We start from the raw sequence: 26,791 nt of genomic DNA, 5'->3' as shown, positions 1-26,791 counted from the left end.
AGGGATTTTTATTTAACGGATGTATGCTCCTGGTGCCGCCATAGCTCCTGAAAGATGGGATTATGTTCACGCAGGTAAGTAAACGATCCTTCGGCCACTACTCTTCCCTGTTTCAATACATATACATAGTCGAACTGACTTAATAAATGCAGTCGGTGCATCGATGAAATGATCGCCTTGTCTTTAAAAGCAGTGAACATCTTTTGATAGATCATGGCTTCCGTTTTAGGATCTACGCTGCTGGTGGGCTCATCAAGCAACACCACTTCGCTTTCGCGGGCAGCCAGTATACCACGGGCCAGCGCCAGGCGTTGTTTTTGTCCGCCCGAGAGGTTAACACCTTTTTCCCTGATATCCGATCCAAGGCCGTTAGGTAGTTGATGAATTACGTCGGTAAAATGAGCACTTTCACTAACAGCCATGATCTCTTCATCGGTAAAGGGTAAGCCAAGTGTTATATTATATGCAATGGTATTCTCGAATATTTCCGGCTCCTGCGGAAACAGGGTTACCGTTTCATTGATGGTGGCTAATGAATACGGTTTACCATCAACCAGCAGCTGCATACCATCCTGCGGATCGTATAACCCTCTTAATAAAGACAGCAGGGTGCTTTTACCGCTGCCACTCTCTCCTATCAATGCTATGCGCTTTCCTTTACCAATTGTAAGATTAAGGTTGTGCAGGCTTTGTGGCGCATGTTCGCTATCGTATTGAACGCGGTGCGAAAAGTTCAGGTTCTTTAGCTCTATGGTTTGCCAGGTATTGGGCAGGTCGGTCAATTCATCGGCACGATGTTGCTCATGAAATGCTTTTTCAATATTACGGGCGGTTTCAACATGCGTGTTGTATTGTATAATTTCGGTGTATTGCCAGGCTACATCATGGAACACGGTGGTGAACTGGTTTACAAATCCGAGTAAGGTAACCAGGCCGGCTACAGGAAACACCTTGCCTGTTTCCCAGTTCTGCCATACAAAACCTGCCGTGATCACTACGTATATAAGCGTCACCATCATATCGGCCACAAACCATTTCCATTCATTGATGGATACGCGTTTTTTAAAAGACGGCACTATCAACTGGATCTTACTGAGCAATCCGCTTTCCATGCTTTTTTCCAACCGCAGGGTTATCACGGTCATAATATTGGATAGACTATCGAACAGTGTGGAGGAAACCACATGCTCGCGCTCATTCTGTTCATCCATTGCTTTAATGAACGGTTTATCGAATCGCATTATGATCCAAATGGTGAATATACCAAGCAGGATGCCGATGCTGCCAAAGAGCGGAGAAAAATACAACATGGCGATCACGGAGAACACCATTTTGCCCAGGGCATGAATATACATAAAGCCTTTATCGAAAAACTCTTTCAGCGCTTCATAGGCCTTTCTGATTCGATTGATGGTGGAACCGCTGTGATGGTCCTGGTGCCACTTAACCGGTAAATGCAGGGCCTGGTGATACCTTTCCATCAGAAAATTACGGCTAAGATTAAAAGCCAGGTCCCGCTCCATAATACGCGAGGGCCCGTGAAAACACCATTCAACAAACTTCAGGCTAAAATAAGTAACCGCATATAGCATGGCGTAATAGAAAACCTGTTTAGTATCCTGCTGTATCTTTCCTACAAACCATCCAAACAAGATGGGATTCAGCGAATAGATCACATTGGCAACAAAGAACAGGGAATAAACAAGAACGTATTTCTTTCGTTCATGGCGGGCATAATGCCATGCGGTGCGTAGTAATGAGATATATGGATTGGGCATAATTGACGCAAAGGTAAGAAAAACAAAAAAGGCGGGCTGCCCTTAAAGGACAACCCGCCTAAACATCAATTTAATATAATGTTATTTGATCTTTTCTTTGATCTGATCCAGCGTAACGTTTTCGGCTACTACTTTCCCATTCCCATCCAATAAAAACATAGCGGGGATCGCTTTTACATTATAGGCATCTGCAAGCCCTTTTCGATCGAGAAAACTATACCAGGGTAATGCTTCGGCCACATCAGCTTTTACCCAATCGGCTTCTTTTTTGTCAATCGACACGCTGATGATCTCTACGCCAAGGCCTTTATTGCCAGCCTCGCTATAAAATGCTTTTAACGCAGGTATGGCTTTGCGGCATGGGTTGCACCAGGAAGCCCAGAAATCGATGACAACATATTTTTTTCCTTTGGCCATAGATGCAAAAGAAACCGGCTTCTGCTCAGCATTTACAAATGCCAGTGATGGCGCATTTTTACCAACATAACTTGGCGGATACAGGTCGGCCTGCACTATTTTACCATAATAACTTTCTTTGGCTTCTTTGGAGAACTGCTCATACAGCGCTTTTTCTTTTGGTGTAAAATAGCTCAACTGATCAAGCATCAGGAAGGGTCCCCACCAGCTGTCTTTGTTTGCAAGGATCAACCCTTTTATAGAATCTTCTACCGTTGTAAAGAACTGCTTTTCATCATTTGCAAATTTCTTGTATGCCTCAGACTCTAACAGCTGTTTACGCAGAACAGTATCTTTTTTATCACCTGCTGCCTTCAGCTGGTCAAGCACCTCTTTATTATTAGTATGGTAAGCCTCATACAATACGCCCATCCGGTCGCGCAGCGAAGTCTTTTTCAAAAACTCTTCGTGCGCTTTGCTGCCGGTCACCTTCAGGTCGTTAAACTGATGCGATGTTGAGCCACTCATTTCTTTTTCTACCACTTTGCCGGTCACCTCAATAGCTGCGTTCTCTACCATTACGCGAAACATGCTGTAATCTTCCCCGGCTATTTTTACATAAAAAATGCGCGGACTGGCCACACTGCCTGTGAATACGAATTTGCCATTCTTCACCACGGTTTCTGCAACCGGCTTTTCGCGTTTATGGGCGCCACCGGGCACCAGTTCTATTTTAGTGCCATCGGCCAGTTCTTTGAATTCGCCGGTCAATGTATACTTTGTTGCAGCCGGTTGAAACGAATATAAAGTTCCAGCAACCACCAGTGCAGCCATGGCACAGGCTGCTTTTTTAATTAAGGTTTGCCTCATCGATTAGTGTTTTATTGGTTTACGTTCTGTTGAATAGTACCGTTTCCTGAGTTCTTAACGGCGCCCAGCGGAATTGGCATCGTCCACAGATGTGAATCGGGTTTCAGGCTTACAGTAGCGCCGTTCTCTGTTTTTGTAAATGTTTTTGCGTAAAGCGGGTCTTTGTTAAACCGGCGCACATCGGCAAAAGAAACAATGTTAAACAGTGTCTCATTTTCTTTTGTGCGGCGGATATAGTCTATTGCATCTTTTGTAGAGCCAGCCGTTAATGCAACATAGTTAGCAGGCAGAATACGTTTAGCCCGTACCGTATTCAAAGCATCCATAGCTCCGGCAAGGTCATTTTTACGGGCCAGGCATTCTGCTTTTATCATATATACCTCAGTGGTAGTAATACCTCCTTCGTTGAAATAACCGGTAGTAATGGCATAAAAGTATGTTTCTGAACCCACCAATCGTGATTTCCAGCGCGATAACAAACTGGCATCGCCGGTTTCAAAACGGGCGGCCCTGTCAGCGCGCAAGGGCCATTCCCTTCTGCTATAAACATATTCACCATGCATCATGATATAATTCTCTACATAATTATAACCCCGGGGGTTGGGCAAGCTGGGGTAATTGTCGGCCAGATCGATCTGGGCTTTGTATGAATTATAAAAGGCTACATAATCGAACAGTTTATCGTTCACGGCAAGCGCCTGGTTGGCATAAGAAAGCGCCTGATCATAATTGTTCATTTGCAGGTATACCCGCGCTAAGAAAGCATAAGCCGCTCCTTTTGTGCCATGTACAACGGTAGCGCCTTTATCGGGCAGGTTAGGAATTGCTTCCGTTACTGTGCTAATGATGAAATCGTACATTTCCTGAATGGTTACCTGTTTATGCGGCGCATTCACTTCGGCGCTTTCTATCAGGGGTACACTTAGTTTGGAACTTGCATTTGACGCTTCATATGTATCGGCATAATAATTCGCCAAAATGAAGTAATGCATAGCGCGGCCCAGCTTAGCCTGTGCCATCAGCTGATTTTTATCTGCATCGGAAGCATCTGTTGCCGCCGGTGCATATTGTAAGATGAGGTTGAACGTTGATATAGCTGCATAGGCAGTATAATAAACGCTTTCATCGGTAGTGTTCAAATCGATCCTGTTGGCATTTGCATCCCAGTAATAGTTGACCTTCCATAGTGGATTTCCATTTAAGGTTGTCTGGCTCTCCCAACGGTCGTTCAACAACAATACCGCCTGCGTTACCGGGGCCCTGTGGTTTGTATACTCATCCCTTACCAGGGCTTCAAAGTCGGCCAGGGTGGTTGGTATTTTTTTACCTTTCGGAAGCACATCGAGATATTTTTTACAAGACCCCAGGCTTGTTACCAGCAGCAACAGCACAATATTTATAGTGAAAGTTATTTTAGACTTCATAGCCGTTCTTTTTTAAAAATGTTTACAGATTAAAAACCGAGGTACAATCCCCCTACAAAATTTGGCCTGTTATAACCGCCAAGCAGGTACTTGGCATTTTTGTCGGCCGCAATGGTAAAGGCATTCTCTACATTGAACTGCAAACGGGCGCTTTCAACGAACGCTCTCCTTGTTAAATGAGAAGGCAGGTTATAGGCCAGTGAAATATTACGCATTCGAATGTAACCGGCATTCAGCACATTGATATCTGCATAGTTATAGATAGTTGCCAGGGCTGTGCTAAAACCAGCTGATTCGGCAAATGCAGCTTTAGGCACATTGGTAGTAGCTTCATCACCCGGTTTGCGCCAGCGTTCGGTTATCCGTTTATTCACGGGCAGGAACGCAGTTACATAACCATTTACAAGACCGCTGTACTGACTACCCAGTACAGGGAGTTCAGTATTTCTCATTTTATTGCCGCCTTCGTAGGTTAGCAAAAAGGCAAACGTGAAATTCTTATAATCGAGCGAACTGCTGAAAGAGCCGCTGTATTTAGGTATTTTAGAACCGCTGTAGATCACAGCCTGAAGTGATGAAGGCGAGGTCATTACCTTGTCGCCTTTTTCGTTATACACCTGAGGCAATCCCTTATCGCTTAAGCCAGCCCACTTAAAGCTGTAAATAGCGTTGAACGGATCACCTACCCGGGGATATGCATTGGGGTAATCGAGCTGCAGATAATACACCGGCGCCTCTACATTTACATAGGTCACCTTGTTTTTGTTAAGTGCAACCAAACCGGTAACATTCCACTTAAGATTTTTTGAGCGAATGACATCAACACTAATTGAAGTTTCGATACCGTTGTTGGTCATTTCACCATTATTGATGTAATAGGTAGAATAACCCCATCCTTCTGTTGGCACGCCCTGCGTACTGGCCAACAGATCTTTACCACGTTTATTATAATAATCTATTGAACCGGTGATGCGGTTATTGTACATGGCAAAGTCAATGCCTACGTTACCGGTAAATGTGCGCTCCCACGACAACAAGGGGTTAGGCCGCGAGCTGATAGAACCCTGTGTGCCACCAAGCAATGCATTAGTGCTATAACGCGCAGTCATATAAGGCGCCGCGTCCTTTGCAATATTACCACCAAGACCATAAGAACTACGCAGCTTCAGGTACGAAACAAAACCAGGGGTAAAGAAATCTTCTTTATAAATATTCCAGCCGGCGCCTAACGACCATAATGGTTTGTTCTGGTATTTTGAATCGGTACCCCACAGGTTACTTCGGTCCCAGCGAAGGCTACCGGTAAACACATATTTTTCATCGTACGAGTAACCTACGTTGCCATAGAATGAAACAAAGCGGTTGATCACTTCATTATCGGCGCTTATATCTGCGTTGGTAAATGAACCGCCGCCCAATACCAACCCGGTAGCGCTGGCAAGCTGTGCAGCATTTACGAGGTTAGAGGAAAGTACATTGGGATCGTAGTTGTATTGCGTTTGACTATTGTATTCCAGCTTTGCGTTCTTTATTTCGGAACCGGCTATGGCTGTGATATTATGACGCCCGCCAAAGGTTTTATCGAAATTCAACTGCTGGCGAAAGTTGTAAGCGTTATTCAGCTGTGTTTGCCTGTTGTAAATATTTCCGTAAGGCAATAAATACTGAAAGTTAGTAGCAGCAGTATATTGCGCAAAACTATTTACGCGGCTGCGTACATAGGAACTGTTCTTATCGTATAGCCTGCTAAAACGATCGCTGTTGTTCTCATACTGGAACGACATCTGGTAATTCAACCATTTTGCAAACTTCACATCAAGCTTGGCATAACTGCGGCTCATAAAGCCTTTGGTTTTACCCAGGTTCATACCAATTTCATCGAGCGGCGTAATATCCATGCTGTACAACTTGTACTGGTTCATGATATTAATGGTATTAGCGCTCAGGCGAGATGCTGCAGTTGAGGTATAATTAGACCCATCATCATTTTTAAGCTGATCGTAGGGCAAAAAATTGTAACCCGGGTTTAACACGGTATAATTCTGCTCCTCCTTATCGGTATACTGCAGGTATGAGCTCACTTCAAAATCGAGCCAGCTGGTCAAATGCGCAGTATTGCGCAGGTTCACCCCCAGGTTTTTATTGGCCGAATATTTATCCTCAAGCGCATTATGGCGATAAGTAATGGATGTATAAAATGCGTTTTTGTCGCTTGCATTGGCCACGCTTACATTATACTGTTGCAAAAAGGTATTGCGTTTAGCATATTTTTCCAGATCATCGTAAAATTTATAACCGTTTTGCGAAAGCTGATCGAGCTTTGTATCCAGATCGGTCTGGGATATTTTACCTGCATAGTAATTGAGATATGCTTTTACTCCCTGGCTGTAATAAATATTGTTCGCAAGCATGGAGTTGGCATAGGTGGTGGTATTGGCGGTTTGAAGGTTGGGATTATTGGCGGCCCACTCCTTTTCAATATCTACCATATCTGCCGAATTGGCTAACCGGTTGGAGTAATAGTTGTAAGGTTGAAAAGTAAAAGTACTTGAAGCATTGATCTGCGGTTTGCCTTTTTTTGCTTTCTTAGTAACGATGACCACCACTCCATTGGCAGCGCGGGCGCCGTAAATAGAAGCGGCAGCAGCATCCTTCAACACCGTGATCTTCTCAATATCTTCGAGGTTTAAACCGGGCAGATTCTCAGTTATAGAATTGCTGGATAATGAAGAATTCTCCACCGGAAAACCATCAACTACATACAGGGGGCTTGTAACGCCGGTCATTGAAGTGGTTCCGCGAATAAGGCCATTATTATAACCAGCTACACGGCCTTCGAGCAATGAACTTAGGGTGCTCAGGCGCTGTTGTTTAAATGAGCCGGCAGTAACCGTAGCAAAAGATCCTGTAGCGCGTTCCTTGCTCAACGTTTGATAACCGGTTGAATAACTATTTACAACAATGGCATCCAGGGAATCTGCCGACCGGGCCAGCAACACTTCAAAATGCATAGAGGCGCCATCAACAAACAGGCGTTTTACATCCTGAATTTCATTACCACCCTTTAAGCGGGTAAGGGATATATCTTTAACCTGAAAACCTACCGACGTTATCTGCAGTACAGAATTATCATTTATATTATCCAATACAAACGAACCGTCATCACCCGTAGAGGTGCCAATGGCAGTACCTTTAACATTAACCGATGCGCCGGGTAATGGCGCCCTGTCGGGCGAGAACACAAAACCAGATACTTTTACAGTAGCCCGCTGGTCAATTTGCATAGTTGCAGGAGCTTCTGACAAGAAGATGGTTTTACCCTGAATGGAATACTTAAGGGGTTGTGATCTTAGTACTTCTTTGAGAAAGCTTTCCAGCGGCATTTGTTGCGCAGAAATAGTAACAGGCCGGGTGCCTTTTAACAATGCTTCATCAAAGAAAAAAACATAACCGGTTTGTTCTTTCACAACATTGAATACGTTCTTTAATGGAACGTTCTTACCGGAAAATGTGACCGGCTGAGAGAACACTTTTGCCGAAACCTGTAAACAGGTAGCCAATAAAATGATTGCCGTGAACTTCATAACGAACATAGTTTTGGTAAACGGCTTCCGTCTCTCGCTATGACGGAATAGCGCAGCAATTTGCATAGATTTGCTTTGTTTTGGGTTATGTAATAAGCAGTCTTCCACAATGTGCTTAATGATCCAAACGCCAGCCGGAGGTGGTTACGACACTTTCGGCTTTTTTTTGGGGAACACATTGAACTTTCGTTCAGGCAATGCAATCAGGCATTCTCAGTTAATCATTCATTTTTGTTGTACTATCATTGTGCGGCCTTGTATATTGAATTTGATGCCCAATGATTGCAATCCATTCATAAGTTGTGATAAGGTAAGGTCGTGGGTTATTTCACCACTGAATTTACGGGCAGGTATTTGTCCTTCATATTTTACATCAACATTGTACCAGCGTGAAAGTTGCCGCATCACTGTTGCCAGGTCGGCGCCGGTAAAGCTGAATAATCCATTCTTCCAGGCCATTACTTGTTCTACGTCTGCGTCGGCAATCGTAAATCGTGAATCGGCAATAAATACAGCTTGCTTACCAGGCGTGAGGACAACGGTATTATTACCGATTGCTCCCGTGCCTGGCCGGGACCGATTCACGACTTTTACACTTCCTTCCAATAATGTAACCTTTATATCAGGCTCATCTTCATAAACATTTACATTGAAGTGCGTGCCCAATACTTCAACATTCATTGGTCCATGTTGTACTTTAAAAGGCTTTGCAGCATCGTGCGCCACTTCAAAATATACTTCTCCTTTTACTTCCACCTTTCTATCATTGCCTACAAACGCTACCGGATAAGTAATGGAAGAACCGGCATTGAGCCAGATACGGCTTCCGTCTGAAAGCGTCATATCTATCACCCTGCTTCCTCTTGGGTTTGTAAGCGTATTATAAATCAGCTCAGCGGCTGCACCTTTATAAGCAATTTGCCCGTCGGCCAGCTTTACTACCTGCACACTACCCTCACTGGCCAATGCGCCATTACCGGCACTATCGAGATACACCGTTTGTCCATTATTTAGTGTAATGGTAGCCCGGTTATTATGCGGCGCAGGCACATCCTGTATTGTAGTGGTAGCAACGTCACCGGGTGTACTGACCGTTTTATTATTATTTAACAGCCACCAGCTGGCAACACCCAACGATAATATAACCACTGCAGCCGCGGCCCAACGAAACAAAGGCTTACGCCAAAGTGGAATAGCCACCGGTTGCTGCATATAAGGCTCTGCCTTGCTATACACCTGTTGCAAAACCTGCTCCCACCCCACAGCGGGCACTTTATTACCAGCGGCAGAATGCGCCCAATACGCGTCCAATTCAGCTTGTATCACGGTTTCATCCTTCAGCTGGCTCACCTGTTGCCAAAACTCCTCCAGCTCTTCGGCTGTACTTTTGTCATTCAGGTATTGCTGAACCAGGTATTGTAACCGGTTGTTTTGTGTGCTCATAGCAGCAGGTTATACCATAACGACGGCACGAGAAGGAAAATAGGGTTATCGGCCTGTTAACTTTTTTTGATTTTTTTTTAGAAACCGGCTAGGCGAGAAAAAAGAGAACGGAAAGCGCGGCATTTCCGGGGTATTTCTTTTGCAGATACTCACTAATGGAGCGGGTGGCAGCCATAATAGTGCCTTTAACCGTGTTCCGCGAGAGGTTCAGGGCTTTTGCTATTTCGTCATAAGTAAGGCCCTGTTCGCGGCTGAGGGTATATATAAGTTTGCGTTGGGGTGGAAGCTGATTGACAGCCTCCCGTAAAATACGGCGGGTCTCTTCATCAATAAGCCAGTCTTCAAGGTTCTGCTCTGGCTGATCAATTCGTTGTGCATAAACCTGTTGCAACCGGGCATGCCGGGCAGTTGTTTTGAAAAAGTCCATGGCTTTGTTGTAAGCCACCTTGTGCAGAAACCCTTCCAGGTTTTCGATCTGCACCAACATTTCGCGGCCCACCCAAAGTTTCATAAAAACATCAACCAGAATATCCTCAGCTACTTCGGACGATTTGGTAATACCGGCCAGGTAATTAAACAACCGTTGCCGGTGCGCCTCAAAGATGCGTGCAAAAGCATCCTGGTCACCATCGGCTATCCGACGCAGCAGTTCCCGCTCATTATATTTGGGTTGTTCCGGCACTTTGTTGATTACTTGGGGGTTAAAAATAATAAATGTTGTTCAAAAAGAAAGATGCGCCTTAGGTTAAGGTGCGTTCACCTTTATCAATTTCAACTCCCTGGCATAATTATTTTGTATATAGAATAACTAAAACATTAAATCATGGACAATCCGAATAAGAAAAAAGCCGACGGAAAACGGGTGAGCCAACAGCCCCATGAGCAGGCTTACCAGAAGAGAAAGAAAGCGAGTGCTAAAAAAAGCAACAAAAAAACAAAGAAACCATAAAGCACAGCTTATTATTGTATTTAACAAACCCCGCGCAAGCGGGGTTAACATTTATATGGCACTTGGACCAGCAATACTAAAGATCCTGAGCAAACAATATGAGCCTTCAGCATTTATTGAAAAAAAATTCCAGCGTTACGACCTTGGATTTAAAACCGATGCCGAAGGCAATCCCATTGTTTTATTTATGGGCACCAAAGATGGTTCAGGTCATATACGCGGCAGGCGATATGCACGAAGATTACTTAAAGACCCCAATGGTAAAATAATTAAAGATCACTGGGATGATAAAGGGGTTGTAAACTGATGGTCTTACCTGGCCTGGAATACACTAATAGGATCTATTTGATTTTTGTTTTATCTTATGCCCTTAAAGCCCGATTGAAACAATGTAAGGGCTGAATCCAATACTCAATCTAAAATTGAAGATACCCTCTCAAATGGGCGTTTCGTTTATCACTTACCCGACGATGAAACAAAAAACAACTGGTTGCTTGTAGATTATCATAAGGGCAAAGAACATCGTACAGGGTATATACACAGGTCGAGGATCGTTCATCTCAAAGACATGACCGCGTTCAAACAGATAATAGTAAATGACACGCTGCTTAAACTGGAACTGAACGATATGCAGATAACAATTAAGTCGGGCACTTTTGTAAAAGCAGGCAGAAAGATATCTTATAATACACCCGCAGATGCGTCACCTTTCTTTGCTGCAATAGATGGCAAAATGCCCTGGGGCACCGATGGCGCATTGCCTCGTACCGAATATAAATCCATCCAATTAAAAATTGGCAACAACATACTTACTTTTCCAAAGTCAGGCTATAATGATCTGTTTGAAATTGGTTCATTCCATAGAACATTGGCATATCTTGACAAAACAACCGGTAAAATTTATATAGAAGCAGGAAACAGCGACGGCGCCGGATCATATGTAGTGGCATGGATAATAAACAATGCAAAAATTGAATGGAGGGAGGAATTTATTCCGTTTTAATTAAACATTTTATACCGCTTAAAACTTCCCCTTTCCGAACATTTGTTACATTCTATTGATGAAATGTGCCATTTGCGAAAACCGATTTGCACGAGTTTTATCCGCAATGAAAAACAGTATTCATACTATAACAACAGCATTCTTTCTGTTTGCCACTTTGCAACTGCAAGCCCAAAAACAGCATAGTCATAAAAAGAACCCCGATGATTCTTCCCGTTTTTACAACGAAGTAAGCACCTATGTAAATCCGGTTTTACCGGGCGATCACCCCGACCCCACCCTTTTAAAAGCAGGCGATGATTTTTATCATTGCGGATCAAGTTTTCATTTTACACCCTACCTGCCTATATATCATTCAAGAGACCTGGTGCATTGGGAAGTGATCAGCCGCGTTGTTCCACCAGCAAAAGCAAACTGGGTACCCGATAAACCATCGGGTGGCATTTGGCAGGGCGCCATCACTTATTTTTATGGCTCTTACTGGATCTATTTCTCTGCCAGCGGACAATGGTTTTGTAAAGCCAGTTCTCCAGCCGGGCCCTGGTCGGCCCCGGTACAGGTAAAAACAAACCCGGTAACTGGCGCATTGGGTTACGATAACTCTATTTTTTTTGATGACGATGGTAAACCATATATGGTGATCAAGAATGGACAAAAAGTAAACCGTATTCAGGCGCTGGGCCGCGATGGACAATTAACAGATACGGTAATTAACCTCGACTGGATAAACGCCAACCTGCAATACAGCTGGGCCGAAGGACCGGTAATGTGCAAACGCAATGGCTACTATTATTACTTTCCGGCCGGCGATGTATCGGGCGGACAATACGTATTACGTGCAACTGCGTTAACAAGCGATTCAACCAAATGGGAACGGCTGGGTAATTTTTTTAAACCTATAACCGATGCGCATGCACGCTTCAGAAGTCCCAATCATATTGCCGCGCCTTTTCAACTGGCCGATGGCAGCTGGTGGACGGTAGGTCAAAGCTACGAACGTGTTGATGGTAACGACTGGAGCGGCCAGGGCCGGCAAACATCTTTATACCCTGTTATTTGGGAAGGTGATCGCCCATGGGGCCTAGCGCCGGCCAGCACACCCATAAATAAGCCCAACCTGCCTAATACAGGTATTCTTTGGCGTAGTGTACGATCCGATTATTTTAATGATGAAAACTCGGGCGCCTGGTGGCATTTCCTAAGTAAGAAAATGGATGGCCGGTACTCATTAACAACAAGGAAAGGCTGGTTACAACTTTCACCCGATACCAACCGGGCGCATATTGTTCAAAAAGAAACAGATCATTATTACTCCGCTGTAACCAAAATAGAATTCGATGCCATCGATATGCTTTCCCGGGCGGGCATTTTATAATGATCAAAATTCTTATTAAGCTCATACCACGTTATTTGCATATCCCCTACTTTAAGAACAATGCTATCCTCTACAATACTTACCGGTTTCTCTATGGGCCCGGGCCCATTACAAAAACAAACACAAAAACAAATAAACAGAAATGGAGTAAGGTTATATATGTATTTCATATCTGCAGCCATATTCATTTAAAAAAAATCCAAAACTACCACCTGAACAGCGGCGGTAGTTTTGGAAAACCAATGATCATGAATGTATTATTCTGGCCAGCCCCAGGTTATTGAAATATGAACCGTGGCATTCCCCGCACCACCCCACATACCCAGCACGCCCGGATAAACGACCTCGTTCCAGGTATCGGACGAATAACTTTGCCAGGGATATAAAAGAACATTTCCCATAAAGCCGCCCCCTTCTGTTGGCTGAGCCCAAACCTCCCAGGTAGCCCAGCCATTCGGGGCATTCTGTGTTGCCGTCCAGTTTACTGTAATCGGACTGGAAGCTGTTACATTCCAAACAGTCTCCTCCCAATAGATCCATTCATCGTCGGTGGCCGTTTGTTCGCACCAGAGCTCGGTACCTACCGACCCGCCAGTGATAACACCAGCATAAGTTGCGCGAGCTGATAAGAGCAATAAAAGAAAAACAGGAACTAACTTTTTCATAAGTCATATTTTAAGGTTTAATAAATAATAACAATATCACGAATGCATACCACCGTTCTTATTGGTGCGCTGATAAGCAATGGGCGTTTCTTTAAATCTTTTCATAAAGGCCTTGCTAAAACTGCTCGAAGAACCGAACCCAACCATTTCGGCCACTTCAAACACTTTATAATTAGCCGATGCTATTAAGATGGCAGCCTGTTGTAGCCTGGCCGAACCAATCAATTCATTGGGTGTTTGCCTGGTCAGGTTCTTTATTTTCCTAAACAACGTAGGGCGGCTCATATTCATGACCCTGGCCAACCAATCAACATTCAGTGATCTATTATGAATGTTAGCCGAAATACATTCCTGTAATGTTTTTATAAACTCATCATCTGTTTGTGGCGCAGTTATACGTCTGGGAACAGAATGGTCAAAAACTTCCCGTGAACAAACTACCAGTTGAATATTTTCTTCGCCAATGATCTTCTCTACTCCTGTTATACTGTCGGTAACATGTATGGTATAGGCGGTTTGCAATTGCGCTGTTAAAACAGCCAACTCTTGTTTATCTGGTATTATAAATAAGATATTGCTTTTCATACTGCCCCGAACTACAGGTTTGGATTTAACCGTTTCTCTTCGGCATTGTATGGCAGGTACCAGTTCTTTTGGTTTGCCAGGGTAGCATCGAGGTACGGGTGCAATGAAACCGGCGCCCGTTTTTTCACCGCATTAATCAGCACCTGCGGTCTTCCCCTGCGTGCTATACGCATCAGATCGTACCATCTTCTACCCTCAAAACCCAACTCAAGCCCACGCTCGCGTAAAATATAATCTTCTATTTCTTCAGTTGTAGAACTGGTTGTTACTGTTGGCGCCGGCATACGTGCCCGGTCGCGCACCGCATTGATACGGGAAATAGCAGTTGCTTTGTCACCTAACCGGTTAGCCGCTTCGGCCCATAATAAATACACATCGGCAAAACGATAAATATGGTATTTACTTTCACTTTGGTAAGGCGCTCTTACATTCGGCGGCACATCGATAGTTCCCGGTGTAATTGTACCCAGCCCAATATATTTCCAAATAACCGGATCGCTTTTTAAGCGGTTATAATAAGGCGCTCTGCCTGCATAACTACGCCCAAAACCCCGGTCAACTTCATCGATGGCATTATTGGTTGAAACGCTATTAGGATAGTTGGGATTATAGGTTTTAATTGCCGCATCAGATGGCGCTACCATATACATACCGCCTGATGCAGGATCATTGGACGTGAATTTCATTAACGGGTTCACCTCACGCCCCAGGAAGTTGAACGCTACAAAGAACATAGGCTCGCCAAAAAGGTTTTGGTTTGAAACACCCAGGTACATAGAGAACCAGTCGTTCTTGTTTCCCGGCGCGCCGCCATTTACTGTTTCATACGTACTGCAGGCCGCAGCAGCCTGCGCATATTTGCTTCGCCATAAATATACTTCTGCCTGTAAAGCACATACGGTTTTCTTTGTAACCCGCAACCGGCTTTGTTCTTCACTCACCCTTTTTCCAACCTCAAAACTATTTGGCACGGACACCATTATATCAGTGGTTGCAAAAGCTTTTAACAAGTCGGCTTCAATGGTATCTAATATCGTATTTTGATTGGTAGCGCCTATATAGGGCACATTGCTGATATCATCAACGGCCTTTAGTACCAACGGTACAGAATCAAAATTCATTACCAGGTTAAAATACGCCCATGAACGCAGGAACCGCGCTTCACCTACATACTGGTTCTTTTCAAAGGAAGAAAAGTTATTGGCATCGGTTGGTACCCGGGGTACATTTTCGATTACATAATTGGCCCGATTGATAAGATCATAAAATACTTTCCAATTGGTGTATTTGTTATTGGCGGTTACCTGGTGATTGGATAGTTCTAAAAGATCATTATCGGCGCCCGTACCCGGTTTAACCCAATCGGCACGCATCTCACCTAAAATAAAACGATATTCAACAATAGGTTGTAATGCCTGGTATGCCCCGCGCAACATAAACTCCGCATCCCAAAAGTCTTTTAAAAACTCATTATCAGGAATTACGTCTTTGGGATCCGGATCGAGTAGTTTCTTACAGGATACTGTAAGTAACGTTGAGGCTAGTGTAATAAGAATAATTGTTTTATTAAAAGAATATTTCATCTTATTGTAGTATTTGCGTTTATTAATAAACCCTTTACGTGAAACGGCAAACGTGAAAAGATCTCCGAATGTCGCGCTCTCCTATTTCCTACTTCTGCCTTTTCCTCTATCACCTTTATCAACTCCATCAACTTATCAACTCCTGGTCAACTCGTCAACAAGTCAACTCGTCAACTTACTTACAATCCCAACTTAACTCCTACCATATACGTCTTCAACGGCGGCACATTGCCATAATCGGCGCCAACCACCACCGGACTAAACCCTTTATAATTACTAAACGTATGCAGGTTTTGTGCGGTCACCAGTAACCGGGCATTCTTAAATACATTTTTAAAGATGCCTTTCAATGGAAAGTTGTAGCCAAGTGTAACAGCTTTGAACCGGGCATACGAGCCATCTTCAATAAACCGGCTGCTAAAACGGGTATTACCCACAGCATCGCCATGCAACAGTCGTGGCAGGCTGGTTATATCGCCTTCCTTTTGCCAGCGGCTGTTTATTGATGTTGACTGATTATCATTATTCGACATTGATTCCAGCGCTGCACGCCGGGCATTATATACATCATTACCAACAGCAAAATCAATAAACACAGAAAGATCAAAACTTTTATAGGAGAACACGTTGTAAATGCCGCCATAATAATCAGGGGTGGTTTGGCCTATGATCTTTCTATCATCTTCATCAATGGTACCGCTTTCATCCACATCTTCAAAAATGATATCACCACCACGAAATGGGTTTGTATTGGCTGATTCATTCTTTACCGTTACATCGCTGCTGTTCGCATACACGCCCAGGGCATTATAACCATAAAAAGCGCCAATGGCATTATCTGCCAGCATAATACTGTTATAATCGCCATGGCTCATAACGGCATCCAGTTTATCGGGCAGCGAAACGATCTTATTCTTATTATAAGCAGCCGTTATATTGGTTTGCCAGCCAAAGGCACCGGTCAGTATTTTACCGTTAATACCTAACTCAACGCCTTTATTCTCAACAGTGCCTTCACTAACCGCGTACTTATCAAAACCACTGGTACCAGGCAGTTTAATGGTATTGAACAAATGATCGGTACTTTTTGTATAGAGGTCGAGGGCAAAACCAATACGGCCTTCCAAAAATTCTGCATCCAGCCCCACATTGAATTGTTTGGTTTCTTCCCATTGAAAATCTCTATTACCCAAGATGCCTAACCGCACTGCGGAGTAGTTATTATATGGCGCCGGTACAATGGCGTTGAAGGAATTGTAATACCCTACTTCCTGGTTGCCGGTAATACCGTAGCTGGTGCGTAATTTTAGTTCACTGATCACTTTGTTATTGCGAAGAAATGCTTCATCGCTTATACGCCAGGCCACACCTACAGAAGGAAAATACCCCCAGCGTTTACTTTGCGCAAAACGGCTCGATCCATCGGCCCGCATGTTCACATCGAACAGGTAGCGGTTCTTTAATCTATATCGAACCGTTCCAAAGAACGACATCAACTTCCACGATGGCGATGCACTGCCTAATGAATCGAGGTTGGGATCGGTTTCGTTGGCCGAACTGATACCCGAGAACTGATCTGAAGTTGCATTTACATATACACCTACCTTGGCATCCTGTGCAGTAGTTTGATAGGCCGTTCCCAGGGTTGCATCGAAGGTATGGTTGCCCGATGCAGACGTTCTTGTATAATTCAGCGTGTTCTCATTCATGAGCATTAACTCATAACTCTTGGCAGCGGCAGCGCTTCTTATTATATAACCTTCGGGAGCAAAACCAGCAGAGGGTCTGAACCGCGATTCATCGAGCCGGAAATAATCCCCGGCAATGGCAATACGCAAATTCAAATACGGGGATAACGTATACTGACCCGTTATTCTGCCAAGAATGCGATTGGTGCTGCTGGTATTTTTCAACCGGTCAATAACAGCATATGGATTGTTGCGCCCTGTATAATCGGCACTGTCAACATCACGCAGATCTTCCCCTTCGGGCGTTTGTTGAAAAGCAGTGAGCATGGGATTTTTTACAGCCGACAGGAACAGCGGATTGGTATTAAAAGCATTACCTTCCTCTGCAAGGTCTTTATTCGTTCGGGTATAGGAAAGCGTATTCAGGAAACTCAATTTGCGGCCCACCTTATAATCAAGATTAAAGCGGGTAGTAAATCGTTCAAAACTGGTATTCTTCAATACACCCGACTGGTTAGTATAACCAACATTCAACGAATATTTGGCAACGGCATCGCCGCCACGTAAGGTAAGATGATAGTTATTGAACCGGCCGTTTTGCATGGCGTCTTTTTGCCAGTTGGTATTGTTATTATACCGTTCTATCTGGTTGGCTGGGGTAGATAACAACAGGTAACGGCCAACCCCTTTATTAATATCGGCCTCAGATAAACCGCGCGCCCTTTCCTTTTCCAGAATATATTCTTTGTATTGATCGGCATCCAGTACCGATAAAGGTTCCGGCGACTGCATTACACCGGTGTAACCCGAAAAATCGAGGTAGGTGCGCCCTGAAGTACCGCCATAAGTAGTAATTATAACAACGCCATTTGCGCCACGTATGCCATATAACGCCGTTGCATGCGCATCTTTTAAAACCGTAATACTGGCAATATCATCAGGATTTATATCGGCCAGCGGATTATTATCTGCATTGCGGGCCAGGGCGCCGCTAAAGCGGTATGATTTCACCGGTATGCCATCAACTATAAACAATGGTTGCGACCCGGCATTTATAGTAGTAAGGCCCCGTACATTGATCAATGCTCCCGCCCCCGGTGAACCGGAAATATTAACAACCTGCACACCGGCAGCCTGGCCCTGTAATAACGCGTCAATAGACACTGCTGCAAGATCTTTTACCCGGTTCTCATTTACTATGGAAACAGCGCCGGTGATACTTGTTCGTTTGGGATTTATATAACCGATATTTATTTGCTCAATGGGTTTGATGTTTATAAGCGAATCAACTATCGTTGATTTCTTTTGTTGCGCCAGCGCTACCGCAGCCGGCAACAACAAAACGATACATGACCAATATTTAAAGCTTTTGAACATATGTGTAAGATGAATGGTAGATGTTTGGGTTAATACTCCGGCGTTAGCACCAGGGCTTCCAGGTTAATACCGCCCTGCCTGGTACATACAAAATTCAATCGCTTATCGCCGCTGGTTTTAAAATCATACGTTCCTATGACCAGCTTTTGTTCATACTGTGATCCCTGAGTGAAATTGATGACGTTACCAATGAGATCATCACCATGCTTTAGCTGGTAATCACCGCGGTTAAACCCATTTTTATAACTGACCTCGATCCTGTATTTACCTCTTCTTACATTTTTTACTATAGCTACCAATGAATCATTGATATTATCAGGGTCCATAAATAAAAAGTTTTCGGTGCGGCCAAGGAAAGTTTCGGGGTAATACCGCCACCGGCCCCCGCTTGCATTTAGTGTAGCCAATTGCGCCGACGTGAAGCCGGGGATACCATAACAATAAGCTGCATTTTTCCAGAAAACATGGTAGATCTGAGTGCGCTTGAGCGCCGGGTTAAAGGCTATATGTTTTTCAACATTATGAATTACGCCATTGCGCATAATGACATCGGTAGCCGAAAAATCAGCTGTTTCATTTATCAGTTTGCTGCCTGCCAGGTTCACATAGATATAATCGTTGTTGTTAATGCATAATAAAGTACTGTCCCAATGTTCAATTACATTAAGGGGGCGAAAGGCAGGTCTCAACTGGCTATAGCTGGCGCTGAAATTAGCGCCGGGAATAATATGGTACCGCATAAGCGCCTCCACTTCTTCAATAGGCATACTATTGAGGTCCTGTATACCTGCGGCCTTCAGCACATCATCTGTTTCAGCAAACAACGTAACCCGTATTCTTTGTCCACGCCAGTCGGTAAGCCTGGTAAGCGTATCCATTAAACCGGTGCGTTTTAATCCGCCGATCATAATACTGTACACACTCTTATTCTGCTCAAGGAATTCGCCAATGGTAAGGGTGGGCGGATTGAGCACCGCATCAATTTTATGCACCAGTGCATTTGAGTATTCAATATCGGTTGCATACACTTTAGCAATACCATTGGCGATCGTATTTACTTTAAAACCCTTTGAAATATCGAGGGTAATAAAATCGCCTCTGCCCGTTGGCGTTGTCTGTGGCCCCTGTATGAACTCTGCCGATTTTATGCGGGTGGGCAGAATGTGATACACCAATATGGTCTTCAGTTCTTCCTCTGAAAAATCATCGAGTTTGGTTTTTACCTTTCCCGAAAAGAACTTTCGCCAGGCATTGTTATCGGGTATAAAAAAAGTGAACGGCCCATATGTGTTCAGCGTAGCCGACATCTTTGTTTTTTCCAGCGCCTGCACCGAAATGCTCAGCGAGGTATCCTGCTGTAACATATCGAATGCCAGCAGCTGCCGCAATTGCTCCTGGTACGAGAAGTTATCGCGTTTGCAGGCTGTTGCAATCAAAATAATGCAACAACATATGGCAAGTAATTTATTCATAATTCGAAGTTTTACTGGTAATAGGGGTTTTGCTCAAGTTTTGGGTTCTTATTCAGTTCATCGCGATGAATAGGTAAATACCAACCGCGTGGATCAATGATGCGGGCCCTTATTTGCGAGCGCTCAGCAACAGTCCTTCCCGCCACTACCCTGCTTATAAGAAAATCGGGCTGATTTTCGTTGGTAGCTACCCGTACGAGATCGAACCAGCGCTTGCCTTCCATGGCCAGCTCCATGGCCCGCTCTTTCATAATAAGTTCCATAAACATGTCGACCGGAGAATTGCCATCGAGAAAATCATAGGGAGCAAGGGAGACCCGAAGGCGCACAAAGTTTAACAAAACCGCAGCTTCCTCTTTTTCACTTGCGCCCAAATGCGCCAGTGCTTCAGCACGCATCAGCATAACATCGGCCCGCCGGTATAAAATAAAGTTGGGGTCATTGGTTGGCCTTTCTATATTATCAGTGTTAAGCCCGGTGTATTTCCAGTAAGTGCGTGCGCCCGCCTCACGGTATGTTCTGTTCAGTCCGCGCAACAGATCTTTTTCACCATCGAAATAGGTGAATAAAACCGGGTTCATATTGAAGTTGTTGCTAATGCCGCGCAAACTGTTTGTTTCAGACAACTGGTAATCGTATTGTATTTCGAAAATGCTTTCAACGCTGTTCTTCTGTGAGAAGATGTTAAACCAGCTATCACCCGGCGCCAGTTTATACAAGGAATTATCCAGTACTTTTTTAGCTGCTGCGGCGGCTTCAACATACTTTGCACGCCACAGAAATACATCGGCCTGTAACGCGTTCACCGCGCCTTTTGTAGCACGACCACGGGAGTCTGCATCCTTTGCATATTTAACAGGTATACCTTTTTCGGCAGTAGCCAGGTCGGCTTCAATTTGGTCAAGTATAATATTTGCGGGGCTTTTAGGCACCAGGAAGTCAACCGCATCGCTGCTGGGTGGCTGTAACACCAGGGGCACATCGCGAAATGTTCGTACCAGGTAGAAATAAGACAATGCCCGTAAGAAAAGGGCTTCCCCCACAATGGCATCACTTTCTTCCGTGGTAAACCGGTTATCCAACACCGGTATCCCAGGCACTTTTTCAATTACTGTGTTGGCTCTGCTGATCACGTTGTACGGCGCCGCCCAAACGGAAGCAGGCCGGTTATTTTCGAACAATTGAAAATAAGGATAAGTTATATCGTTGTTCTGAAGCGGTGAAACCAGGTCGCCCCTGAATTCGCCCCAGGTAAGAAATTCGTCGCTACAGGCCTGCAAGGCATCATATACACCTATGATAGAAGCATTGGCATCGGCTTCCGTTTTAAAGAAAGCATCGCCTGTTAATGAGTTCTCAGGCACCTGGTTCAGGTATTTTTTGCAGCTGCCTAATGTGGTCAGCAACAGGCATGTTGCCAACCCAATTACCAACCGTTTAAATTCTATTTTATTCATGGGACACATCGTTAGTTGAAATATATAATTTTTAGAACCTGGCGTTTATGCCTATGGTATACCCTCTGCTTCTGGGCGTTAGGCCGCGATCGATACCAATAAACGCAGGATTGTTTCCATAAGGAGAAATAGATATTTCGGGGTCTGAGCCGGTGTATTTCGTAAACGTGAACAGGTCGTTGGCGGTAAAGAAAGCATCAACGCCTTTTAGTTTTATTTTTTGCACCCAGGTTTTAGGGAAGGTGTAATTAAGGCTTATGAATTTCAACCGCGCATAAGAACCGTCCTCTATCCAGCGGGTAGAGCCCTGGCTGTTCCGTTGATCATTGTTCAATGCACGCGGCATATCGGTTACATCACCCTGTTTGCGCCAACGCTTCATGGTAGTGATGGCCTGGTTATCGGCGGTCATCATTCTTTCGAGGTAATACCGCATACCATTCACTACATCGTTGCCGTACTGAAATTGTATAAAGAATTTAAACCCGAAGTTTTTATACCGGAACTCATTACTAAAGCCGCCAAAGAAATCGGGGTTGGCATTTCCGATCAGCACACGGTCCTGGTCGTTTATAATACCATCGTTATTGAGATCTTCATAAATGGCATCGCCACCGCGTAACGTATCGCCGGTCTCATTCAGCAGTCGCATCTTCCGTGGGTTCACGCCATCCAGTTCATACACGGTATTTCCTTTGGCATCGCGCACCACCGCATCGCCGTCGGTGGCATACACGCCTTTATACACCAGACCATAATAGGTCCCCAATGCATCGCCCTGTTTTACCTGCGAGCTCATGTTCGCATAGTTCTCGGTTAATTTCAAAGTACCGCCGGGCAGCGAGGTCACTTTATTTATATTCCGGCCAAGATTGAACGACATGGTCCATTCAAAATCACCGGCTTTTTTGGCGCGAATGGCGTTTAACATTCCATCTACTTCAACCCCACGATTACTGATATTGCCCAGGTTGGTGAGGATACTGCCATTCGTATTGCTTAAATTCCAACCGCCTACTACACCGCTGGATGATGGCACGGGCAGATTGAACAACAGATCTTTGGTCACTTTCTCATACAGATCTAACGTAACAACAACCCGGCTTTTGAACAGATCGAGGTCCATACCCAGGTTAGTGCTTTCACTTGTTTCCCACCGTAAGCTATTCAGGGCTGGGTTGCTTTGGCTTACGCCACTATAGCCCATATAATTATTGCCGGCGGTAAACTGGCTGATGTAAGCATAGTTGGGAATACCACTGTTGCCCAATTGCCCCCATGATGCTCTGAACTTTAGGTCTGTTAGCCAGGGCACATCGGTGAGAAAAGGTTCTGCAGATGCCCGCCAATAGCCACCCACCGAAGGGAAGTTGGCGTATTTATTACCGCCGCCGAATTTTGATGAGCCATCGCGCCGTACCGTAAAGTTGAAACCATAGCGGTCGTTGTAAATAAGATCGGCTTTTGCAAACAACGATACAATGGTTTCCGTTGTTTTGCTTGAAACAAGCTGACGGTTACCACCTGTTGTTCCCAGCGTTTGTAAAGCGCCTGATGCGCTTGCATAGGCACTGGCTATCAACTGGCTTGTAGTGAACGTATTGAAGGTATTACCCAGCACAAAATTTCCTTTCAACTTCGGCGTCAGGTTACGGCTATAGGTAAGCAGGTTATCAAGTATCATTTGCATCCGTTCGTAATCACGCGTATCAACCCGGTTAAAGCTGCGGTCGTTCCAGATCAAACCGGTCGCTTCTGGCGGAAAATACGTATTGCCGTTCTCCCCTACATAATCGAGTGATGCGTTACTGATGTATTTCAGTCCGTTTATAATATCCAGCTCGGCACGAATGTTTGGTTTCAGGTTGGTGCTAAAGGCATCATTATTTACAGTATTGGCAAAAGCAACCGGGTTATCGAGCCCGCCATGCACGCCAGGCAGGGAAAAGTAATTGGGCAGCGGGTTACCATTTACATCTATATCATAAATAGGCAATGCCGAAGACCTGATGTGCCCAATAAAATAAACCGTACCCTGGCCATAATTGGCATGATTATTCACTTTACTGCGCGCAAAAGAAATATTTGCCGAGAACTTCAGTTTGTTCGATACTTTATAGTCGAGGTTGAAACGGGAAGTGAACCGTTTATTACCTGTATTGATAAACGATCCCTTACGGTCGGTATATGACGTACTGAAGTTATAACGCATAGCTTCACCCCCACCCGAAACCGATAAATTGTGCGTTTGCGAATACCCGGTTTGTTTCAGTGCTTTTAACCAGTCGGTATTGTTCTGGTAATATTGATACGCACTATAAGAAGGATCATCAACCAGTGGTTGTAAGTCGACACTGGAAGGATTTATATTTCCTGCATTTTGTAATGCTTCCAACCGCATCACTTTGTATTCGGACCCGCTCAGCACAGGGATCGATGGCGGCGCTTCCTGCATACTAAGCTGTGAGTTCAGCGTAATATCTGTTTTTCCTTTCTTACCTCTTTTTGTTGTAATGATAATAACACCGTTTGCAGCCCGTGCGCCATAGATGGCGGCGGCATTGGCATCTTTCAAAATATCGAACCGTTCTATGTCGCTGGGGTTAATATCGGCTATTGGATTTATGCGGGCAGCGTTTTGTCCGTTGGCCGAATTATCAAAAGGTGTTGAAATAATGGGAACGCCATCTATAATATATAACGGCTCGTTACCCCCGCTAATAGAACCTGCGCCGCGAATGCGAATATCTACACCGGCGCCGGGGTCGCCGGAATTGGTTACTATTTGTACACCGGCAGCGCGGCCCTGTAGCATCTGGTCAATAGAAGTAGCTGGCTGGTCCTGCAGCACCTCGCCTTTAACAGAACTTACGGCGCCAATAAGATCGCGTCTCGACGTGTTACCAAAACCGTTACTTACCTGGTCGCCCCGCCGGGCCAGCACGATCACATCAGACATATTCTGTCCCGAATCGCGTATCAGCTGAACATTTATGATGGCGCGGGCGCCAATGGTTTCGGTTTTACTTTCATAACCAATAAAGGAGAACCGCAGGCGGTTAGCCGTATTGCTTATGCGAATAGTGTAATTACCATCGGCATCGGTATTGGCGCCATTTACCTGGCGATCGTTCTCATTCACTTCTACAATGGTAACGCCATCGATGGCCTGGCCTTTACCTTTTTCGGTCACCCGCCCTTTTATTGTTACTGGAGTTTGTGATTGAACGTTAATCGCTATCAATACAAACAGCCATTTTATTATTACATATTTGTTCATATGCAGCTAGTTTAAAAAATATCAAATTGCAAATCACAAGAACCAATAAATGAACTCACAAATCGCAAATCACAAAACAAAATTCAAAATCCAAGTTCCAAGCTCCAAGCTCCAAATGAATACAATAGATAGTTTTTTTGGAACTTGGGATTTGACATTTGGAATTTATTATTTGGAGCTTGAGATTTGGATTTTGGAATTTTTATTGATTAGGAAGCAATACTTTATTCACCTTATATAAATAACCAACAGGCGGTGTACCCGGCCCTATGGCAATTGCAGGTTGCGTAATGGTAGCCACTACACCTCCCGCGCTTCTAACAGTAGTACCATTATTACTAAACAGCAGAGTTTGCCCGAGATCGGTATTCTTACTTCCTGTGAGTGCTGCGGTTGCCAGGTTTTCGTTAATGACGTGGTGCCGTACTATATTACTGAATTGGGTAGCCGTTAATAAAGCGCCATTGAGGGTTTTCTTTTTTACATCGAGCCCTATTTCCTGGAAGGCGGCATTGGTGGGTGCAAAGAAAGTTCCTGTACGGGAATTGAGTGACAGCGTAGGCATAAGCGAAGCGCCCTGCACGGCAGCCATAAACGTGGCAAGCTCAGGATCGAGCATTGCCTGCCCCATGGCGCTCGTTTCGAATGGCGATGCAGGAAACGTAGTATTGATAACATGAATAGTTCCATTGCTGGCAATGATATCCTTTTTGATAAAATTACTGCCAGCCAGCGCCGGCACTAATGGGCCGTTCACCGACCTGATCTGTCGGGTGCGATTGATAAATTCATTTGAGGTAACAACGGTATCGGCAACAAAATAAGATTCCAGCACGGCCTCGGCATACGAGGGCGACAAAGCCGCAATTTTATCGGTAACACTGTTATCGATACGCGCCACTGCGGGTGCAATAAGTGCATCGAGCAACTGGTTTGAGGGAATTAACAAAGTAGTTGACAATGGATCACCGCCCTGGTTAGCCGGTGCAGTGTTTTGGCGATACTCAATAGAAGTATATACACTGTTCAGCAACGGATAGGTTTTATAAAAAACCGAATCCATACGGCCATCACGATCTCGGTCGTAGCTGTTGAAGCGATCGAAGGCGCTGTCGGCGGTTAATTGCATTAACTTGAAAAATGTACTTGTTCTGAGTTCGGGGTCGATTTGTAAAACTTCTTCCAGGTTGGGCAGCGGCACCATTACCGCATTGATGCCATGAATAACGCCATTGGCGGCATCAATATCCCGCAACGAATTAATGACCGGTATACCATTTATCTTAATGGAGTCGGCAACGGTAACATCAATATTTACAAACTTCTTATTGCGGGTGAGGAACAACCGTTGTTGATAGGTGGCAAACCGCGCTTTCAGGTCGTAGTAATACCACATATTATTTATAATGTGGAAACTTAAGATCCGGAACAGTTTATCAACCGGTACCTCATCAACGGAGCCATACCCGTTACTACCAAGGTATTTTGTAAATGCCTCGTCAGTAGGGGCAAATATGGTATACAACCCGCCCTCATCAATGAACTGTACCAGGTCGGCACGTTCAAGGCCTTTAGTGAACAGGCTAAAAGTGGGTTCTGCTTTGAGTTTGTTGTAAAGAAAGCCGCCCTTGGGGCTTTTGTCGTTGTAGTAATCGTTAAAACCTTTGTTACAACCAAGGGAAATTAGCAAGAGAAATAAGGGGATGGTGAGTATGGGCACAGGTTTACCCAATAGCATGTTGGCCATCAGCAATCAGTTAGTGGTTAAGCAATACAGTTTATGGTCGAAAGCGAGGTTACCTATAAAATCCGCTGACCGCCGGCGCACACATAAGGTTATTTTCAATATAAGATAAGTGTGG

At 44.5% G+C, this 26,791-nt stretch carries 18 protein-coding genes; 4 read left to right on the top strand and 14 right to left on the bottom strand.

Annotated elements, in window-relative coordinates:
- Window positions 1-8 precede the first annotated feature (8 nt).
- From GGD38_RS23865 to GGD38_RS23840, 6 genes are all read right to left on the bottom strand, one after another.
- The gene (locus tag GGD38_RS23865; protein WP_375301632.1) at window positions 9-1,778 is read right to left on the bottom strand and encodes an ABC transporter ATP-binding protein; all 1,770 of its coding nucleotides are present in this window, start codon (window positions 1,776-1,778) and stop codon (window positions 9-11) included.
- Window positions 1,779-1,859: 81 nt separating this feature from the next.
- Window positions 1,860-3,044: a thioredoxin-like domain-containing protein gene (locus GGD38_RS23860; protein WP_375301633.1), complete on the bottom strand. Its 1,185-nt coding sequence runs from the start codon at window positions 3,042-3,044 to the stop codon at window positions 1,860-1,862.
- 11 nt (window positions 3,045-3,055) lie between these two features.
- Window positions 3,056-4,468, bottom strand: coding sequence for a RagB/SusD family nutrient uptake outer membrane protein (locus tag GGD38_RS23855; RefSeq protein WP_375301634.1), 1,413 nt, complete (start codon window positions 4,466-4,468; stop codon window positions 3,056-3,058).
- Window positions 4,469-4,497: 29 nt separating this feature from the next.
- Window positions 4,498-8,052 (bottom strand): SusC/RagA family TonB-linked outer membrane protein, encoded by a 3,555-nt coding sequence (locus GGD38_RS23850; RefSeq protein ID WP_375301635.1) that lies wholly within the window; start codon window positions 8,050-8,052, stop codon window positions 4,498-4,500.
- A gap of 225 nt (window positions 8,053-8,277) precedes the next feature.
- Window positions 8,278-9,495 (bottom strand): FecR domain-containing protein, encoded by a 1,218-nt coding sequence (locus GGD38_RS23845; RefSeq protein WP_375301636.1) that lies wholly within the window; start codon window positions 9,493-9,495, stop codon window positions 8,278-8,280.
- 88 nt (window positions 9,496-9,583) lie between these two features.
- Window positions 9,584-10,177: an RNA polymerase sigma factor gene (locus GGD38_RS23840; protein WP_375301637.1), complete on the bottom strand. Its 594-nt coding sequence runs from the start codon at window positions 10,175-10,177 to the stop codon at window positions 9,584-9,586.
- Window positions 10,178-10,318: 141 nt separating this feature from the next.
- Between GGD38_RS23840 and GGD38_RS23835 the strand changes: the two genes are divergently transcribed.
- From GGD38_RS23835 to GGD38_RS23820, 4 genes are all read left to right on the top strand, one after another.
- Window positions 10,319-10,444, top strand: coding sequence for a hypothetical protein (locus GGD38_RS23835; RefSeq protein WP_375301638.1), 126 nt, complete (start codon window positions 10,319-10,321; stop codon window positions 10,442-10,444).
- Between the two features lie 55 nt (window positions 10,445-10,499).
- Window positions 10,500-10,751, top strand: coding sequence for a hypothetical protein (locus GGD38_RS23830; protein ID WP_375301639.1), 252 nt, complete (start codon window positions 10,500-10,502; stop codon window positions 10,749-10,751).
- Between the two features lie 261 nt (window positions 10,752-11,012).
- Window positions 11,013-11,447 (top strand): hypothetical protein, encoded by a 435-nt coding sequence (locus GGD38_RS23825; protein WP_375301640.1) that lies wholly within the window; start codon window positions 11,013-11,015, stop codon window positions 11,445-11,447.
- Between the two features lie 106 nt (window positions 11,448-11,553).
- A complete protein-coding gene (locus GGD38_RS23820; protein ID WP_375301641.1) occupies window positions 11,554-12,822 on the top strand; it encodes a family 43 glycosylhydrolase in 1,269 nt (422 codons plus the stop codon).
- A 257-nt stretch (window positions 12,823-13,079) separates the two neighbouring features.
- Here GGD38_RS23820 and GGD38_RS23815 read toward each other — a convergent pair whose 3' ends face one another.
- The 8 genes from GGD38_RS23815 to GGD38_RS23780 form a co-directional block, all read right to left on the bottom strand.
- The gene (locus GGD38_RS23815) at window positions 13,080-13,487 is read right to left on the bottom strand and encodes a hypothetical protein (RefSeq protein ID WP_375301642.1); all 408 of its coding nucleotides are present in this window, start codon (window positions 13,485-13,487) and stop codon (window positions 13,080-13,082) included.
- 36 nt (window positions 13,488-13,523) lie between these two features.
- Window positions 13,524-14,072, bottom strand: a complete 549-nt coding sequence (locus GGD38_RS23810) for a helix-turn-helix domain-containing protein (protein WP_375301643.1) — start codon at window positions 14,070-14,072, stop codon at window positions 13,524-13,526.
- An 11-nt stretch (window positions 14,073-14,083) separates the two neighbouring features.
- A complete protein-coding gene (locus GGD38_RS23805) occupies window positions 14,084-15,655 on the bottom strand; it encodes a RagB/SusD family nutrient uptake outer membrane protein (protein WP_375301644.1) in 1,572 nt (523 codons plus the stop codon).
- Window positions 15,656-15,834: 179 nt separating this feature from the next.
- Window positions 15,835-18,720, bottom strand: coding sequence for a SusC/RagA family TonB-linked outer membrane protein (locus GGD38_RS23800; RefSeq protein ID WP_375301645.1), 2,886 nt, complete (start codon window positions 18,718-18,720; stop codon window positions 15,835-15,837).
- A gap of 29 nt (window positions 18,721-18,749) precedes the next feature.
- Complete coding sequence (locus GGD38_RS23795; protein WP_375301646.1) at window positions 18,750-20,192, bottom strand: fasciclin domain-containing protein; 1,443 nt, start codon at window positions 20,190-20,192, stop codon at window positions 18,750-18,752.
- An 11-nt stretch (window positions 20,193-20,203) separates the two neighbouring features.
- Entirely contained in the window at window positions 20,204-21,649 is a 1,446-nt protein-coding gene (locus tag GGD38_RS23790; protein ID WP_375301647.1) for a RagB/SusD family nutrient uptake outer membrane protein, read from the bottom strand.
- A gap of 31 nt (window positions 21,650-21,680) precedes the next feature.
- Window positions 21,681-24,929: a SusC/RagA family TonB-linked outer membrane protein gene (locus tag GGD38_RS23785; RefSeq protein ID WP_375301648.1), complete on the bottom strand. Its 3,249-nt coding sequence runs from the start codon at window positions 24,927-24,929 to the stop codon at window positions 21,681-21,683.
- A gap of 202 nt (window positions 24,930-25,131) precedes the next feature.
- A complete protein-coding gene (locus tag GGD38_RS23780; protein WP_375301649.1) occupies window positions 25,132-26,676 on the bottom strand; it encodes a fasciclin domain-containing protein in 1,545 nt (514 codons plus the stop codon).
- Window positions 26,677-26,791: the final 115 nt, after the last annotated feature.

This window comes from Niastella sp. OAS944 (assembly GCA_024809215.1).
Lineage (GTDB): Bacteria > Bacteroidota > Bacteroidia > Chitinophagales > Chitinophagaceae > Niastella.
The sequence above is the reverse complement of the archived record's forward strand: the minus strand, read 5'-3'. Positions and strand labels throughout refer to the sequence as shown.